This window comes from Streptomyces sp. TRM64462, from assembly GCF_013362995.1.
GTDB lineage: Bacteria > Actinomycetota > Actinomycetes > Streptomycetales > Streptomycetaceae > Streptomyces.
The window spans coordinates 1-14342 of sequence record NZ_JABWDV010000042.1 but is presented as its reverse complement, the minus strand read 5'-3'; the positions used below and the strand labels follow the sequence as shown (position 1 = coordinate 14342).

Below are 14342 nucleotides of genomic sequence, written 5' to 3'. Positions count from 1 at the left end.
GGGGCGGAGCCCCAGTTCGGGAAGGGGCGGGATAGGGGAAAGATCCGCAGGCCACGCCCTAGCCCCGCCCGTCCGCCGCCCGGTACACCCCCGGCTGCGCGGGGCCCGTGGGCGGCGCGTCGGTCAGCCACCGCTGCTCCGGCGCGCCGTCACGGACCCGTACGACGACCCCCGACCCGGCGGCCGCCGTGACGGGCGCCAGCGCCAGGGCGTCGGCGTGGCGCGGGACGACGGCGCCCTGGATGGTGATGTCGTACCGTACGCGGTCCCCCGCGGCGCACCCGGTGAGGACCACCGTCCCGTCGAGCCGCCCCGAGTCCGGGCACAGGTGCGGCGCGGCGGCGCTGCGCAGGAGCCCGTCCGCGTCGTACACCCACAGCTGCCCGCCCGCGCCCGTGCACGGCGCGAGCACCAGCTCGGCACCGTCCCTCGGCGCGCCGCCGTGCACGTCGAGGCACAGCTCCCCGCCCCCGGCGGCGTTGCGCAGCCGGGTCCGCAGCGTGCCGTCGACGGGGTACCCGGCCGGGGCGGGCGACGAGGCGGAGAAGGAACCGGACGGGGACGCGGTCACGGGCCCGGTCGCCGCCCCGGACGACGGCGCGGCCCCGGACCCCGAGGCGTCACCCGGCGGGCCGCCCGGCGGCGTGCCCGAGGGCAGCCCGGGCACCGCACCGGACACCCCGCCCGACACCGACGCCTCGCCCGACGCCCCGCCCGACACCGACGGAGGCACCGCCGTGCGCCCCGCACCGCCCCCGGCCGCGCTCCCGCCCCGTTCCCCGTCCGGCCACAGCGCGGCGACGGCCACCAGCACCAGCAGCCCCGTCACGCCCGCCCCGAGCCCGGTGAGCAGCGTCCCACCGCCTGGCCTGCGCAGCCGGCGCCGTACCGCGCTCGCGTGCCGCCCGGCACGGCGCAGCCCGTCGCCCGGCCCGCCGCGCGTCCTGCCGCGCCCGGGGCGCGAGTCCAGGTAGCGCGCGGCGCCCTCGCCCAGCAGCGCCTCGGCGAGCAGCAGCGGCAGCCGCCCGTCGCCGTGCCGGAGCTGGTCGGCGGTGTGGCGGCAGAACCGGCACCGCACCAGGTGGCGCTGGATGTCCGGGATGAGGGGCCGGCCGGTGCGGCGCAGCGAGATGTCGAGGAGCCGCCCGAAGTGCCGGCACTCCTGCCCGGGTGCCAGTTCGTGGTGGGCGTCCGCGCAGCCGACGCGCAGCAGCTCGCGGGCCTCGTCGAGCTGTGCGCCGGCGTCGCGCGGATCGATCCCGAGCAGCGCGGCGGGTATGGAGAGGCCCTCCGCCTCGACTTCCCGGTGCCAGAGCAGAACCTGCGCGGGAACGGGCAGCGAGGAGAAAGCGTGTGCGACGAGTCGCCGGTTCTCCGGCAGTGCGCCGGGGCGCTGAATTCCGGGCAGTGCGACGGCGATCCGCCGATTTCCCGCCCAGGCGTCGAGCACCTCACGGGCTGTCACCAGGAAATAGGGCCGCAGCGCCCCGGCTTCGTACGCGCCCGTGCGCAGCCTTTCGACCGCTCTCGCACATATGGACGAAGTGGCGGCGGTCGCGGTTCTCCCGGACGGCACGAACAGCGACACGTAATCGTGTACGGCACTCCCGTGCCGGGCCAGGAGCGCGGCCTCCGGGAACGGGTCGCCGCCGCCCCCGTCGCCGTGCGCGCGCAGCTCTGCGACCAGGCGTTCGTCAGGGACGTGGGCGGCGTCGGCGGCGCCGGCGCCGGCGGCTTCGGGGCCTCCGGCGGCCGGCCCGTGCGGAGGGGGAGCAGGCTGCTGCATGGGGGGTGTCTTTCCATCCAGGCCAATGGTGCGTACCTTTTGCACGCTCTCCGCTTTTGGCGAAGAGACCACCCGAAGGAAAAGACCAACAGGGGGAGTTTCAGCCTGGTGGGCTGCTTGGGAGCCACACCATTCCACAACTCCCCATCCCGGAACAAGAGTTCCGTAAAGAGCCGGGGAAAACCGATCGGCGCTTACCGGTTACGGAGGTGCGGCCGCGCGAGGTTGTCCGGATGCAGGATCCGGGCCAGCTCGTCCTCGGTGAGGAGCCCCTTCTCCAGGACGAGTTCCCGGACGCCGCGCCCGCTGCCGAGCGCCTCCGTGGCCACGGCGGTGGCCTGCTCGTACCCGATGTGCGGGTTGAGCGCGGTGGCGAGCCCGATGGAGTGGGTCACGAGGTGCGCGAGGTGCTCGCGGTTCGCGGTGATGCCGCTGACGCAGCGCTCGGCAAGCGTCAGGCAGCCGGCCCGCAGATGCGTGAGGCTCTTCAGCAGGCTGTGCGCGATGACCGGCTCGAAGGCGTTCAGCTGGAGCTGGCCCGCCTCGGCGGCCATGGTGACGGCCATGTCGTTGCCGATGACCTCGAACGCGATCTGGTTGACCACCTCGGGCACGACCGGGTTCACCTTGCCGGGCATGATGCTGGAACCGGCCTGGACGGGCGGCAGGTTGATCTCGCCGAAGCCGGCGCGCGGCCCGCAGGAGAGCAGGCGCAGGTCGTTGCAGGTCTTGGAGAGCTTGACGGCGATCCGCTTCAGGACACCCGAGAGCTGCACGAACGCCCCGGCGTCCTGCGTCGCCTCGACGAGGTCGTCCGCGACGCTCAGCGGCAGCTCGGTGATGGCACGCAGATGCGCGCAGGCGGCGGCCGCGTACTCGGGGTGCGCGTTGAGCCCGGTGCCGATGGCGGTGCCGCCGAGATTGATCTCCCGGATGAGCGCCCGCGCCTCGCTCAGCCGCGAACGGTCCTCCTCCAGCATGATCGCGTACGAGGCGAACTCCTGCCCCAGCGTCATCGGGACGGCGTCCTGGAGCTGCGTACGCCCCATCTTCAGCACGTCGGCGAACTCCTCCGCCTTGGCGGCGAAGGCGTCGCGCAGGACCTCCATGGCGTCGATGAGGCGCTGCGCGGTGAGGTCCAGGGCGATCTTGACGGCGGTCGGGTAGACGTCGTTGGTGCTCTGCCCGGCGTTGACGTCCTCCAGCGGGTGCAGCTTCCCGTACGCGCCCTTGTCGTGCCCGAGGAGCTCCAGGGCGCGGTTGGCGACGACCTCGTTGGCGTTCATGTTGGTGGAGGTGCCGGCGCCGCCCTGGATCACGTCGACGACGAACGCGTCGTGCAGCTTGCCGCCGCGGATCTCCTCGCAGGCGGCGACGATCGCGTCGGCCTTGCGGGCTTCGAGGAGCCCGAGGTCGCGGTTGGCGAGCGCGGCGGCCTGCTTGACGCAGGCGAGGGCGGCGACGAGCTCCGGGTAGGCGGAGATGGGCGTTCCGGTGATGGGGAAGTTCTCGACGGCCCGGAGGGTGTGGATGCCGTAGTAGGCGTCGGCGGGGACGTCGCGGTCGCCGAGCAGGTCGTGCTCGGAACGGAAGGCGGAGGGGGAGGCGGAGGCGGCAGGGGAGGCGGAGGCGGCAGGAGAGGCGGACGGACGGGACGGCGCGGCGGCGGCCATGGCGTGGGAACTCTCGTTTCTGGGAGCGGTGATGGTGGCGGGGGTGGGACTCAGGCCCGGACGAGCGCGGAGCCGAGGGCGGCGTCCTCGCCCTCGACGGCGGGCACGCCGAGCAGCCGCCGCAGCACGCGCGGCCGCTCCCCTTCCCGGGAGGTGGCGAGTTCCCGGGAGGTGGCGAGGAGGGCGGCGAGTACGGCGATACGGGCCTGCCCGGCGCGCAGGGTCCCGGTGGGCACGGCGCCCGCGGCGACGAGGTCGACGGCGCCGCCGTGCGTGTAGATCTCGGTGACGGGCCCGGACGGTACGCGGGTGGTGAGGGCGACGAGTACGCCGCGGGCGGTGGCGGCGGCCACGGCGTCGACGATCTCGGGCGTGGCGTTGCCGGCGCCGGTGGCGACCAGGACAATGCCCTGCGCGCCGGCGTCGACGGCGGCGTTCAGGAGCAGCGGGTCGCCGTCGGCGTGGTGCATCACCATGTCGACGCGGGGCAGGGCGTCGGGCATCTCGGGCAGCGGCAGGGCGGCGGGCCGCGCGGGGTGCCGCAGCACGGACACCTTCCCGAACCCGATGGTGCCGAGGTGCTCGCCGGACGGGTCGCGGAAGGCGTCGGGGGCGACGGTCTCGGTCTTGACGGTGCCGCGCGCGGCGTGGACCTTGCCGTCGAAGGCGACGACGACGCCGAGGCCGCGGACGCGCGCGGCGGTGAGCAGCGCGTCGTGGAGGTTGCGGGGCCCGTCGCCGTCCTCGGTGTCGAGCGGGAGCTGGGCGCCGGTGAACACGACGGGGCGCGGGTCGTCGTGGTGGAGGTCCACGAGGAACGCGGACTCCTCCAGGGTGTCGGTGCCGTGCGTGACGACGACGCCGTCGACACCGGGGTCGGCGAGCACCTCGTGGACGGTGCGCAGGAGGGTGAGCTGGTGGGCGGTGGTGAGCCGGGGGCTGTTCACGCTGAACAGGTCGACGACCTCGACAGCGACGTCGGCCGGCACGGCCGCGGTGGCCATGACCTCCTGCCCCCGCGCGTCGGCGGCGAACCCGGCGCCCTGCCAACGGCTGGCTATCGTCCCGCCGGTGCTGATGACGACGACGCGTCCCACAGTTGCTTCTCCTCGCTGACGCCCAAGAAATACGAACGCAATGATAGAAAAAGAACCACGCAATAGGATCGCCAATCCCCCCACACCACCCCACGCTCACTGGTGAATAATTGCGCCATGGACGCCATCGACCGAGCAATCTTGCGCGAGCTCCAGAACGACGGACGGCTCAGCAACCAGGAGCTGGCCCAGCGCGTCGGCCTGACCCCGTCGCCCTGCATGCGCCGCGTCCGGCAGCTGGAGCAGGACGGTGTGATCCAGGGCTACCGCGCGGTGGTCGACCCGGAGGCGGTGGACCGCGGCTTCGAGGTGCTGGTCTCGATCGAGGTGAAGCGCGACCGCGAGGTCGTCGAGGCCTTCGAGTCCGCCCTCCAGGACATCCCGGACGTCATCGAGGCCTACCGCCTCTTCGGCAGCCCGGGCTGCCTCCTGCGCATCGCGGTCGCGGACCTCCGCGCGTACGAAAGGCTCTGGATCGAGAAACTGACGGCCCTGACCGGCGTCACGGAGGTCAACTCGCAGATCATCATGAAGCGCATCAAGGAGTCCCGCGGCCTCCCGGTGGACGCCTGACTCAAGCCACTCCGAGCGCCAGCGCGGCGGCGAGTGCGGCGGCGAACCCCCGCGGGTTGTCGTGGCTCAGGTCGTGCCCGGCCTCCGGCACCTCCAGGACGGGGACGCCGGCCTCCCGCATGACGTCCTCGTCCTCGTACGGGCGGCTGCGGGCACCCACGACGAGGGCCCGCGCGTGCGGCAGGGCCAGGAAGCGGGCGCCCATGTCCGGCTCGGTGCCGCGCACCAGGCCGACGGCGCTGCGGTGCAGCGCGAACGGCGCCGTGACCCGCACCCGCGCCGCGTACGCGGGCTCGTACCCGGCCAGCACCTCGCCGAAGCCGTACGCGCTGAAGTCGGCCTCCGTGTAGGCGGCGACGGCCCGGCTGTACAGGCCGCCGCCCGCATGCCAGTTGGGCTCCGCGACCACGACGCGCGAGAACAACTCGGGCCGCTCGGAGGCCAGGACGATGGCGACGGCACCGCCCATGGAGTGCCCGACGAGCGCCGCCCCGCGGATCCCGCAGTGATCGAGCACGGCCGCGACCGACCGGGCATGGTCGTGCAGCGAGTACCCGAAGGCCTCGGGCCGGTCGCTGTACCCGTGCCCGAGCAGGTCCACGACGACCGCCCGACTCCCGGCCAGCTCCGGCTGCGCGGCGACCTGCGGATAGTCGGCGGTCCCGGCACACCCCAGCCCGTGCAGAAACACGACGACCCGCCCGTCGCCCTCGCGCCCGGGAAGATCGAGCCACCGTATGTGACCGCCGGCACCGGGCAGTCGAAGAGCGCGCACAAGAACTCCAGGAGAGTCGGCACCCCCATGCGGACGCACGAGGCCCACAAAGCCTACGAGCCGGCGGCCGCATCCACGGGTTCTGCCGTACCGGCGGTCAGCGTTCCGTTCGGCGCGCAGCGTTCTCCCGCCACTCCCGGCCGATCGATCGCATCAGGGCCGGGTACACCCCCAGGTACCGGAAGGGTTTGATACCGAGCATGTACAGGGATCCGAGGCGGCCGTTGGGCTTCACCAGGACGGCCATCTGGCCGCGGTAGCCGCCTTCCCCGTCGGGAACCCAGCCGATGTGCATCACCCCGTGCATGGTCGTGTTGGCGTACTCGGCGGCCCACTCGTCGTGCGTCTGGAAGACCGACGTGAAGGGCGCCGCGCTGAGGTCGGGCCCCCGCGGCCCCTCGCGCAGGTCGTCCGGCAGCCGGTCGCGCAGCGTCGCCACCCGCCCGCCGACGCCCGAGTCGGGCTTGTCCCAGCCGAGCAGCGCGCCCAGCTTCCAGCGCACCGCGAAGAGGAAGCGGCCCACGGGGTTGCCGCCGTGCGGGCCGCCCTCGCCGTCCGCCATCTGCCGGACCAGGTGATGCAGGTCGTCCGGGCCGCCCGGCGTCGGCAGCGCCCACAGATCCTCAAGCCGGAAGTCGCCGGCGATCTCGTGGATCCGCCAGGGCCGGGACGTGTGGTCGGTTGAGGGAAGGCGCAGACCGCTCATGGCAGACCCCTGTCTATACGGTGACGTATAGATCGAGCATACCCCCACGTATACGGCTCCGTATACTTGCCAAACACACATGAGAGGAGACACCGGCATGGGCGCGATCCGCACGCCGCGGAACAAGTGGATCGAGGAGGGGCTGCGGGCGCTCGCCGCCGGCGGCCCCGAGGCCGTACGGATCGAGGTCCTCGCCCAGGCGCTCGGCGTCAGCAAAGGCGGTTTCTACGGCTACTTCCGCAACCGCGCCGCCCTGCTGGAGGAGATGCTCGACACCTGGGAGCGCGGGGTCACCGAGGATGTCATCGAGCGGATCGAGCGCGACGGCGGCGACGCCCGCGAGCGGCTCGCGCGCCTCTTCGCCTACGTGGGGTCGAGCGAGACCCCGGTGACCAGCCCCGGCGTCGAGCTCGCGATCCGCGACTGGGCCCGCCGCGACGAAGGCGTCGCACGCTCCCTCCGCCGGGCCGACAACCGCCGCATGGACTATCTCCGCGAGCTCTACCGGGACTTCTGCCCCGACGAGGGCGACGTCGAGGCCCGCTGCCTGATCACCTTCTCCCTGCGCATCGGCGACCACCTCATCGCAGCCGACAACGGCCCCCGCAACCGCACGGAAGTCCTCGCCGCGGTGAGGAACCGCCTGTTGGCCTGAACGCCCCGCCGGCACCACGCCGATGGGGCGGCCACTCGATATGGAGTGGAGTCGGGGTGGCTGTGCAAGGCAGAGTGACACGGTGAGCGAACTGTGGGCACACACCATGACGTGGGCAGATGTGGATCCGGCTCGACATCCCTTTGAGATGAACGCCGATGCGGCGGAGGAGTTGGCGGGCCTTGTCGCGCCCTTGTTGCCCAGCGCTGAGGTCGCTCGCGAGGATGGCTGGCGATCGCTGGATCCCGTCACCGAGTTCCTGGCGGACCGGTACGGCCGGTGGGCCTGCGGATGGAACTGGTCGGTCGGTGAGGGTGACGTCGACGGAGGCGTCGTCGAGGTGTGGTGCTGTTCATCCGACTCCGTGACGACCCCGGATGCGACTGCCCCGCTGGTTGTCGAGGCCCTTCGGGAATGGCGTAGCTGGCTGGAGGACCTGGCGGAGCGGTTCGCGGCCCTGACTCCACCGGACAACACCCCGGTGGCCTCAACGGACCACTGGTACTGGGAGCGGGCGTGCACCCGCCTGGTCACCGTGGTGGCCGACCGCACCCAGGCCGAGAGCGGCTGATACGGGCACTGCATGCAAGTCCTCCGATGGTTCCTCGCCTACAGCGGCATCGAGGAGTGCCAGGCCCAGGAGATGGTCAAGAACGCGGTCGGCGGCCGGTTCGGCAGTTGGATCGCACCTGACGTTCCGGTGGTCGACGCGGTGAGCTCGCGGTTCGCCAAAGGCGTGGGCGGAACCAGATGACTTCCGGGCCCGGCCGGCCGAAGGACAGCCTTGCCGACTGGCTGCGCATCCGGCCTGAGATCTCCTGGCCATCCTGGCGCGGCGCATGCCCCGTCTCTGGAGCACCGACCCGCCACGGCTTCCGCAACTTCTTCACGGCAACGCGAGACGGACGTGACTCCGAGGGAACCACGCGGGTCCTGACCGCCCTCGACGTGGCCTTCGCCGACGCGGAGCAAGGCAGGCCGCTGACCTTCGCCCTCATGGCGAAGTGGCAGCGGATCGTACTGGGCCACGACCTCGTCGGTTTCCGCACGATGCCGGCCTTCGCGAAGGGCGGACGGGAGCGCTACGGCCTTGCACCCGATACGCGGGCGCGATTCGAGCGCTGTCTGTCCGAAAGCACTCAACCGGATCTGTCCCTCCCGTCACGCGCCGCCCGGACCTACCTCGACACCCTCTTCTTCCATCCGTTCGAGGACGGCAACGCCCGTGCGGCCATGCTGACGTTGGCCTTCGTCCTGGCACGGGAAGGCGTCCTCCTCGGCCAGGTTCATCCACTGCAGACCACCCGCTGGGCCGACGACGCCGAAGGTGCGGCCGATCTGGCGGTGCTGCTCGGAATCCTGATCACCGCTGGGAGGCAGTCATGAGTGAACGCGACGTCCTGCTCAACGAGCTCGCGCAGGGGCTGCGCCCGATGTCCCAGGGCATCGAATGGTTCGACGGCCTCGGCCAGGAAGAGCAGTCCGAGGTACTGCTCTTCCTACGCCATCACTGCGTCCAGGCACGCGCCGTCGCCGAGGACGCACCGGAGAGCATCCGCCGTGCCGGGCTGCGCCCGACGCATACGCCCTCAGTGCTGATCTCACGAGGCCGGATCGACGAGCAGCTGGGAAACATCGCCTGTCTCGCGCCTCTCGACGAACGCCGCAAGGCGTTCAGGCTGCTGATCGCGGTGCTCTCGATCGCCGACGCGCGCCGCCGCGAGCGCTTCTGCTCCGACGGCTGCAGTCACTGGTGGCACAGACTGCCCGCCGTCACCTGAAAGCCAATGCCCGGTTGAGCGTATTCTGCGGACCGGATCAGTCCCCCCCCAGAAGTCCAGTGGTGGGCGCCGGCGATCCGCTCGGCGTATGCGGCCAGTGTGTACGGCTTGCTGCCCTGCCAGATGTTGCCCGGGCAGAAGGCGAGATGCTCGGCCGCTACCAGGAAGAGCCTCGTGCTCGTCCACAGGCGGCGGGGTCGCCCCGTCTCCCGGCTGCGCGCGAGGCAGGCACGGTCTGCCCGAAGGGGGCCGTGACGGCGAGGCGCCGGTCGGTGTCGAGCATGTCGTCGTCTTCATCGACGGCCGTGTACGTCGTCCACCACTGCGCGAGGAGACTCGCAGGGCCGTGGCTTGCCGGGGAGGACATCCGCTCGGGGAAGACCTCCCGGAGCCCGACGGACGGAGTGCGCCATCGTTCGGATCCAGCGAGTCGAGCAGCAGCGGCCACAGGTCGGAGCCTGTGTTCGACGTGCATCCGCGTCCACCGATCGGCCGTGGCCAGCCCGTCACTGAGCCACAGGGGCTGTACACCTCCGGCGCCCTCATCGGACGTGACCATCCGACAGGGCAGAAGGCCCAATCGGGCCTCGGGTTGCATGGGTCGGAGGCTGGTGCTGCGACCGGGAGTTATTACTGCGAGGTACCGGCCATTCGATCGCGGAACTGCTGGAAGGCGTGCCAGCCCGACGTCCGCCCCGGAGTGATCAGGTCCCCTCCGGCGCAGTCGAGCGCCTTGCACCGCAGAGCATCGGCAAGCCGGAGGACGGGCGTCAGTACGTCATCGCCGGAGCCGCGTATGTGGAGCATGATCGAGTCCACCGGGTCCTCGGCTCCGATGTTGAGCTCCATGGACCAGGTGGGTCCGAGAAGCTCACCCCAGGTCGGGTCTGAAAGATCGACGTCGGGGATGGCCTGGGCAACGGTCGCGAGCACATCGTGGAGGTGGCCGAGCGGGTCCGGAGTGTAGTCGGCGGGGATCTCCTGCACGGAGGTGACGTCATCGGGCAGACGAAGCAGGATCACGTCCCAGCTCATCATGGCCTTCCAGGTTCGAGTAGCGGTTGAGGTGGGTCAGATCAGACTGAGCCGTTCTCCGGGCGGCTGTGGCCGGAGAACGGTCTGCAGGCGGCGGATGTTCGCACGCCAGGGGCCTCCATCCGATTCCGCCCAGAGGTCCATCAGCTCGGACGGCTCGGTCATGACCCGGTCGAGGGCCTGCAGGGCGAGACCGCGCAGGCCTGCAAGATCAGGAAGAGGCTCTTCCGGCCCATAAACGGGATCGGCCGGCTCACCCCCAGGGCATTGCGCGGCAACGAGGGCGGCCGCAGCCACGGCTTGCTCGGACTCGGGTGCTTCCAGATAGCCCGCGGTGTCGATCACACGGGTAAGAATGCCGCTGATAATGCCCTCGCGTTCGCCCGCCGCTGCCTCATCCAGATCGCCACAGAAGTCCGCTGCGGTGTCGTTGTCGAAGGGCCCGACGTCCCAAGTACCCATGCTCTCTCCTGATCACGATGTTGACCGGGGCATCCTGACAGAGGCCACTGACAGCACCCCCGCAGTCCAAGCCCCGTCGGTGGCCCAGGGACCTTCCGGTGTCAGTGGCAGCAGCCAGGATGGGCAGCATGACGAAGACCGGATCGGACTACGCATGGTTCGAAAACGACTTCCCAGACATCGCCGAGGCGTACTGCTTCACCTTGGTGCGGGATCTGTCGCCGGCCGAGGTGGTGTCCCGCCTCGAAGGACGACCGGAGGCGCCCTTGCAGGGTATAGCCGCGGTCGTCGACGCCGCCTTCGCCCAGTACGACCTGGAGGAGGGCGACCGTCAGCTGGTCGCTATGACGACTGTCGGCGCCTGGACACTGCTGATCGAACCCAACGGCTACATCGGAGTCACCGAGCATCGAGCCCTGCCGGCCTCCGCCGGGACGAGCTGGATCTCCCACTTCACCAACGTCAACGCCGTCGGCACCTTCCTCTGGGCAGAGGACCAGGTGCTGCGACTCTGCTTCGACCCCATGTTCCCCGAGGATCGATGGGGCACCGCACCAGACGAACTCCTCGACGTCATGGTGCGGATCGGCTTCCACCTTGATGAGGAGTCCCCGGAAACGGATCTGTCCTCACCGGCAGCGTTCGCTCTGGCAGAGCACCTGACCGGCGTCGCCATCACTCCGGCGCTGCTCCAGGACACGGTGTTCACCTGCGCCACCATCCAGATCCGGTGACCTCTTCCGTCCGCACTCCCCCGACCGGATCCGTGGATGTGGCATGGATGATGGCGCGGTGACGAACATCAGTGGCGACCACGTGAAGGTCCACTTCCGAATGGACATAGACGAGGACGGCTGGCCGCCGGCGAGCGTCGAGAGCCTGTGGGCGGTGGACCTCAGCGACGGCACGGTGCGGTTGGACAACACGCCCTGGTTCGTACGCGGAGTGGCCAGCGGCGACATCATCACGGTGGAACTCGATGACGAGGGCGTTCTTTGGGCCGGTGACACGGTCCAGCCGTCGCAGAACTGCACGATCCGGCTGATCGTCCTGAAGGACCAAGGCTCAGCTGCCGCCCGGCAGAGCGTGTTGAAGGCCTTCCATAGCCTCGGCACAACTGGCGAGGGGATCGAGCGGTACGGGATGGTGGCCTTGGATGTCCCGCCCGAGGCGGACCTGCAGCGGATCCGCAAGCTCTTGGAGCACGGTGAGGCGAAGGAGTGGTGGCACCGGGAAGAGGGGTGCGTCACTGCTGCATGGAGGACCACGGTTACAGGATGAAATGGCCTGGGCAGAGGCATCTGTGTGAATGTGCCAGTTGGGCCGTCTACGGAAGCGACAGGTCGTGCTGGGCGTCGCACTCGTCGTCACGCAGGTGCAGTCGGCAGAGATCTTGGAGTGCGGCAACGGGGAAGGGGTGCTGCACCCACTTTGCTCGATAGCCCTCTTCGCCGTGGATCCGCAATACGGACTGTGCAGCTTCCATGACGGCATGGCTCAGAGCGCTTCGGTCTTGCCTTGAACTCCATACGAGCGTGCCGTCAGCGTCGTTCGCGTCGAAGCTCGCTGACATATCCGGGAACCGGTAGATCGAGATGTCGACGTTCGGGCCCTGGCGCCGAAGAACCCACCTGACTTCGGCCGGTTCGAGGTCGAAGGAGAACCGGTGGATGGTACCGGGACCGTAGAGAGCCGCAACGCCGTGAAGCACGTCGGCAAGAGCATTCGTGCAGTAGCTGACGAAGCTCTTGTGCTCCGAAGCCCCGTCAGCAATATGGCATGTTGCCCAGCCGGACCCACTGAGCCCCCAGCTGAACTCGAGATCAGTCATCGCCCTTGGCCCTCCTAGCATCGGGACCGGAAACCGTGAGGTCTTGGCATCCGTTGAGGTTGATCAGCTGCGGAATGGCTGCTTGTCCAGCCGGTATGCATGGACCGTGGTCCTTGATCCCGTCACGTCCGCGAAGATCACCCGCTACCGTCCCAAGAGTGTTCCGCCTGTCTGGGCCGATGTCGCGCCGCTGGTGCGGTCGATCGTCGCGGCAGCCGTGACAGCCGTTCCCTAATGACGTGGAGCGGCTGCTGCACGTGGTCGGCAGGCTGGCGTTGTGGGCCGAGGCGGCAGGGATGGAGCAGTCCGCGGACGAGCGGGGCGCGATCAGGCTCCAGTGCCCGGCCAGCGGGCCCTCGCCCGCTGTGTCGTGCCCCCGCTTCAACCAGGTCCACCGCGTCCCGGCACCCCGGCCGGCCGTGGTCGACCTCACCCACAAGCGGGCCACCGCCGCACACAGCGCGGCCAAGCCCACCGTCCCGATCCCTCAAGGCGAACGACTGCGCCCCCTGCCCAAGAGCGAGCTGCCACGGATCTGCCGGAAGCCCACGATCACCATCCGGCCCGGCGACCTCGGCAAGCTCGACAAGTTCCGCCAGGACCGGCACTACCTCCACCCCACCTGGCAGGACACCTACCGGCCCGAGCGAGCGAACATCGAGGGCCTCAACGGCAGAGCCAAGAGCCACGGCATCGACATCTCCGACCCCGCGAAGCGGCTCGCCCACGGACGGGCCGCGCAGACCATCCTGCTCGCGCTAATGATCTGCAGCATCAACCTGCACATCCTCTTCACCTGGCAGCAGACCACCGGAACCCGAGCGACCGCGACCACTCATGAAGTCGCCCCCATCGCCGAACCTGCCGCACGGGAACCTGACACGGCCAGCCTGCCTCCACCCAACGGTCCGGAGAGCCGCACGACCACCTGAGACCTCAGCACCACCAGCGGGGATCACGCACGCTCGTCGACAGTCCCAGAACGCCCCATACACTCGGACCACCCCGAAACTTCAGGCCGACGACCGCCAGGCAACCGCTCCCGGCACCGAACCCGTTCGGACACACCTCGAACAGACCCCGGAAACGCCGAGATCCCGTCCGATCAATCAGATCGGACGGGATCTCGTCAACTCTTCCTGAGCTAACTCAAGAACAGTCGTGTCTGTGGACCTGAGGGGATTTGAACCCCTGACCCCCTCGATGCGAACGAGGTGCGCTACCAGTCTGCGCCACAGGCCCTTGCGACGTGTGAAACCTTAGCATCCCGATCCGGCTGCCCGGAAATCCGTTGCCGGGGTTGGGGCGGAGACGTGGATCACGGGGGTCACTCGTTGGCGGCGCGGGGGCGGTCGTCGTCGGCGTACTGGTCGAAGAGCGGGGTGCGGCCGTGGTCGCGGGGGCGGCGGGGGGCCGTGGCTGAGGGGTTGGGGTTCTTGCGGGTCGGTGGGGGCGGGGTGGGTTCCGCCGGGGAGGAGCGGGCGGCGCTCCAGGTCTCCGGGTCGGTGACGTCGACGCCGCTCGTGGCGCGGGGGGCGACCGGGGCGGTGACGTAGGTGGGGAGCGGGACCGGGACGGGGTCCCAGCTGTCGCCGCGGGCCGGGCCGCGGTCGCGCTGCTGGTCGACCCACTCGGCGTGGTCCGTCTGCTCGACCAGGGCGCGGCGGCCCGCCTCCGCCGGGGAGACCTGGGGTGCGGGGTCCGCGTGCGCGGGGGGCTCGTCGTCCTGGTGCGGTGCCGGGGCGGCGGGGCGGCGGCGCGGGCGGTTCTCGCGCAGGCGCTGCGCGGCGGCCTCGGCGCGGCGGCGGTCCATGACGTACACGAAGCGGCGGCGCTCCTGGCGGCGCAGGTACACGATGTACGCGCTGAGCAGGACCGCCGGGACAGCGGGCGCCCACAGGAAGGCGAGGCCGCCGACGGCCGCGGCGATGGCGCCGAGTGTGAACGCGAGGAAGAGGATCACCGTCG

At 70.4% G+C, this 14342-nt stretch carries 18 protein-coding genes, 1 tRNA gene and 1 pseudogene; 9 read left to right on the top strand and 11 right to left on the bottom strand.

Annotated elements, in window-relative coordinates:
• Positions 1–58 precede the first annotated feature (58 nt).
• The 3 genes from HTZ82_RS02045 to HTZ82_RS02035 form a co-directional block, all read right to left on the bottom strand.
• The gene (locus HTZ82_RS02045) at positions 59–1786 is read right to left on the bottom strand and encodes an RICIN domain-containing protein (protein WP_175407515.1); all 1728 of its coding nucleotides are present in this window, start codon (positions 1784–1786) and stop codon (positions 59–61) included.
• Between the two features lie 194 nt (positions 1787–1980).
• Positions 1981–3459, bottom strand: coding sequence for an aspartate ammonia-lyase (aspA, locus tag HTZ82_RS02040; RefSeq protein WP_175407514.1), 1479 nt, complete (start codon positions 3457–3459; stop codon positions 1981–1983).
• A gap of 50 nt (positions 3460–3509) precedes the next feature.
• On the bottom strand, positions 3510–4556 hold the full coding sequence (locus HTZ82_RS02035) for an asparaginase (RefSeq protein ID WP_175407513.1): 1047 nt from the start codon (positions 4554–4556) through the stop codon (positions 3510–3512).
• Positions 4557–4673: 117 nt separating this feature from the next.
• Here HTZ82_RS02035 and HTZ82_RS02030 point away from each other — a divergent pair, with 117 nt between their 5' ends.
• Complete coding sequence (locus HTZ82_RS02030; RefSeq protein WP_175407512.1) at positions 4674–5129, top strand: Lrp/AsnC family transcriptional regulator; 456 nt, start codon at positions 4674–4676, stop codon at positions 5127–5129.
• A 1-nt stretch (position 5130) separates the two neighbouring features.
• Here HTZ82_RS02030 and HTZ82_RS02025 read toward each other — a convergent pair whose 3' ends face one another.
• Positions 5131–5904 carry an alpha/beta fold hydrolase gene (locus tag HTZ82_RS02025; RefSeq protein ID WP_175407511.1) on the bottom strand — a complete coding sequence of 258 codons (774 nt, stop codon included), beginning with the start codon at positions 5902–5904 and terminating at the stop codon, positions 5131–5133.
• A 97-nt stretch (positions 5905–6001) separates the two neighbouring features.
• The gene (locus HTZ82_RS02020) at positions 6002–6610 is read right to left on the bottom strand and encodes a DUF2867 domain-containing protein (protein ID WP_175407510.1); all 609 of its coding nucleotides are present in this window, start codon (positions 6608–6610) and stop codon (positions 6002–6004) included.
• A 97-nt stretch (positions 6611–6707) separates the two neighbouring features.
• On the opposite strand from HTZ82_RS02020, the gene HTZ82_RS02015 reads away from it, so the two are divergent.
• The 5 genes from HTZ82_RS02015 to HTZ82_RS02000 all read left to right on the top strand — a co-directional run bounded on the left by HTZ82_RS02015 (position 6708) and on the right by HTZ82_RS02000 (position 9046).
• Positions 6708–7265 carry a TetR/AcrR family transcriptional regulator gene (locus HTZ82_RS02015; protein ID WP_175407509.1) on the top strand — a complete coding sequence of 186 codons (558 nt, stop codon included), beginning with the start codon at positions 6708–6710 and terminating at the stop codon, positions 7263–7265.
• A gap of 82 nt (positions 7266–7347) precedes the next feature.
• The gene (locus HTZ82_RS02010) at positions 7348–7836 is read left to right on the top strand and encodes a hypothetical protein (RefSeq protein ID WP_254711566.1); all 489 of its coding nucleotides are present in this window, start codon (positions 7348–7350) and stop codon (positions 7834–7836) included.
• 12 nt (positions 7837–7848) lie between these two features.
• Positions 7849–8019, top strand: coding sequence for a hypothetical protein (locus HTZ82_RS31915; RefSeq protein WP_254711565.1), 171 nt, complete (start codon positions 7849–7851; stop codon positions 8017–8019).
• Positions 8016–8651, top strand: coding sequence for a Fic family protein (locus HTZ82_RS02005; RefSeq protein ID WP_175407508.1), 636 nt, complete (start codon positions 8016–8018; stop codon positions 8649–8651). Before HTZ82_RS31915 ends, HTZ82_RS02005 begins: the two co-directional genes overlap by 4 nt.
• Positions 8648–9046, top strand: coding sequence for a DUF5958 family protein (locus tag HTZ82_RS02000; protein ID WP_175407507.1), 399 nt, complete (start codon positions 8648–8650; stop codon positions 9044–9046). The genes HTZ82_RS02005 and HTZ82_RS02000 overlap by 4 nt, the downstream gene beginning before the upstream one ends.
• Here HTZ82_RS02000 and HTZ82_RS33030 read toward each other — a convergent pair.
• From HTZ82_RS33030 to HTZ82_RS01990, 3 genes are all read right to left on the bottom strand, one after another.
• On the bottom strand, positions 9013–9171 hold the full coding sequence (locus HTZ82_RS33030) for a hypothetical protein (RefSeq protein WP_375540771.1): 159 nt from the start codon (positions 9169–9171) through the stop codon (positions 9013–9015). The two genes, HTZ82_RS02000 and HTZ82_RS33030, sit on opposite strands and share 34 nt — an antisense overlap.
• A gap of 505 nt (positions 9172–9676) precedes the next feature.
• Positions 9677–10069, bottom strand: a complete 393-nt coding sequence (locus tag HTZ82_RS01995; RefSeq protein WP_309235270.1) for a hypothetical protein — start codon at positions 10067–10069, stop codon at positions 9677–9679.
• Between the two features lie 48 nt (positions 10070–10117).
• A complete protein-coding gene (locus tag HTZ82_RS01990; RefSeq protein WP_175407506.1) occupies positions 10118–10543 on the bottom strand; it encodes a DUF4259 domain-containing protein in 426 nt (141 codons plus the stop codon).
• 128 nt (positions 10544–10671) lie between these two features.
• Here HTZ82_RS01990 and HTZ82_RS01985 point away from each other — a divergent pair, with 128 nt between their 5' ends.
• Positions 10672–11277 (top strand): DUF6461 domain-containing protein, encoded by a 606-nt coding sequence (locus tag HTZ82_RS01985; RefSeq protein WP_254711564.1) that lies wholly within the window; start codon positions 10672–10674, stop codon positions 11275–11277.
• Positions 11278–11335: 58 nt separating this feature from the next.
• The gene (locus HTZ82_RS01980; protein ID WP_175407504.1) at positions 11336–11824 is read left to right on the top strand and encodes a DUF4265 domain-containing protein; all 489 of its coding nucleotides are present in this window, start codon (positions 11336–11338) and stop codon (positions 11822–11824) included.
• A 46-nt stretch (positions 11825–11870) separates the two neighbouring features.
• Here HTZ82_RS01980 and HTZ82_RS01975 read toward each other — a convergent pair whose 3' ends face one another.
• Complete coding sequence (locus tag HTZ82_RS01975; RefSeq protein WP_175407503.1) at positions 11871–12374, bottom strand: hypothetical protein; 504 nt, start codon at positions 12372–12374, stop codon at positions 11871–11873.
• A gap of 239 nt (positions 12375–12613) precedes the next feature.
• Here HTZ82_RS01975 and HTZ82_RS01970 point away from each other — a divergent pair, with 239 nt between their 5' ends.
• Complete coding sequence (locus HTZ82_RS01970) at positions 12614–13306, top strand: hypothetical protein (RefSeq protein WP_175407502.1); 693 nt, start codon at positions 12614–12616, stop codon at positions 13304–13306.
• A 236-nt stretch (positions 13307–13542) separates the two neighbouring features.
• Here HTZ82_RS01970 and HTZ82_RS01965 read toward each other — a convergent pair.
• Both HTZ82_RS01965 and HTZ82_RS01960 read right to left on the bottom strand, forming a co-directional pair.
• A tRNA-Ala gene (locus HTZ82_RS01965) sits at positions 13543–13616 on the bottom strand.
• An 85-nt stretch (positions 13617–13701) separates the two neighbouring features.
• A pseudogene (locus HTZ82_RS01960) lies at positions 13702–14342 on the bottom strand (hypothetical protein); the annotation flags it as partial.

What these genes read in the sequence shown, in the direction of transcription:
- HTZ82_RS02045 (WP_175407515.1), bottom strand. Translation starts at nt 1,786, where the DNA reads ATGCAGCAGCCTGCTCCCCCTCCGCACGGGCCGGCCGCCGGAGGCCCC.
- aspA (WP_175407514.1), bottom strand. Translation starts at nt 3,459, where the DNA reads ATGGCCGCCGCCGCGCCGTCCCGTCCGTCCGCCTCTCCTGCCGCCTCC.
- HTZ82_RS02030 (WP_175407512.1), top strand. Translation starts at nt 4,674, where the DNA reads ATGGACGCCATCGACCGAGCAATCTTGCGCGAGCTCCAGAACGACGGA.
- HTZ82_RS02020 (WP_175407510.1), bottom strand. Translation starts at nt 6,610, where the DNA reads ATGAGCGGTCTGCGCCTTCCCTCAACCGACCACACGTCCCGGCCCTGG.
- HTZ82_RS02015 (WP_175407509.1), top strand. Translation starts at nt 6,708, where the DNA reads ATGGGCGCGATCCGCACGCCGCGGAACAAGTGGATCGAGGAGGGGCTG.
- HTZ82_RS31915 (WP_254711565.1), top strand. Translation starts at nt 7,849, where the DNA reads ATGCAAGTCCTCCGATGGTTCCTCGCCTACAGCGGCATCGAGGAGTGC.
- HTZ82_RS02005 (WP_175407508.1), top strand. Translation starts at nt 8,016, where the DNA reads ATGACTTCCGGGCCCGGCCGGCCGAAGGACAGCCTTGCCGACTGGCTG.
- HTZ82_RS02000 (WP_175407507.1), top strand. Translation starts at nt 8,648, where the DNA reads ATGAGTGAACGCGACGTCCTGCTCAACGAGCTCGCGCAGGGGCTGCGC.
- HTZ82_RS01990 (WP_175407506.1), bottom strand. Translation starts at nt 10,543, where the DNA reads ATGGGTACTTGGGACGTCGGGCCCTTCGACAACGACACCGCAGCGGAC.
- HTZ82_RS01985 (WP_254711564.1), top strand. Translation starts at nt 10,672, where the DNA reads ATGACGAAGACCGGATCGGACTACGCATGGTTCGAAAACGACTTCCCA.
- HTZ82_RS01975 (WP_175407503.1), bottom strand. Translation starts at nt 12,374, where the DNA reads ATGACTGATCTCGAGTTCAGCTGGGGGCTCAGTGGGTCCGGCTGGGCA.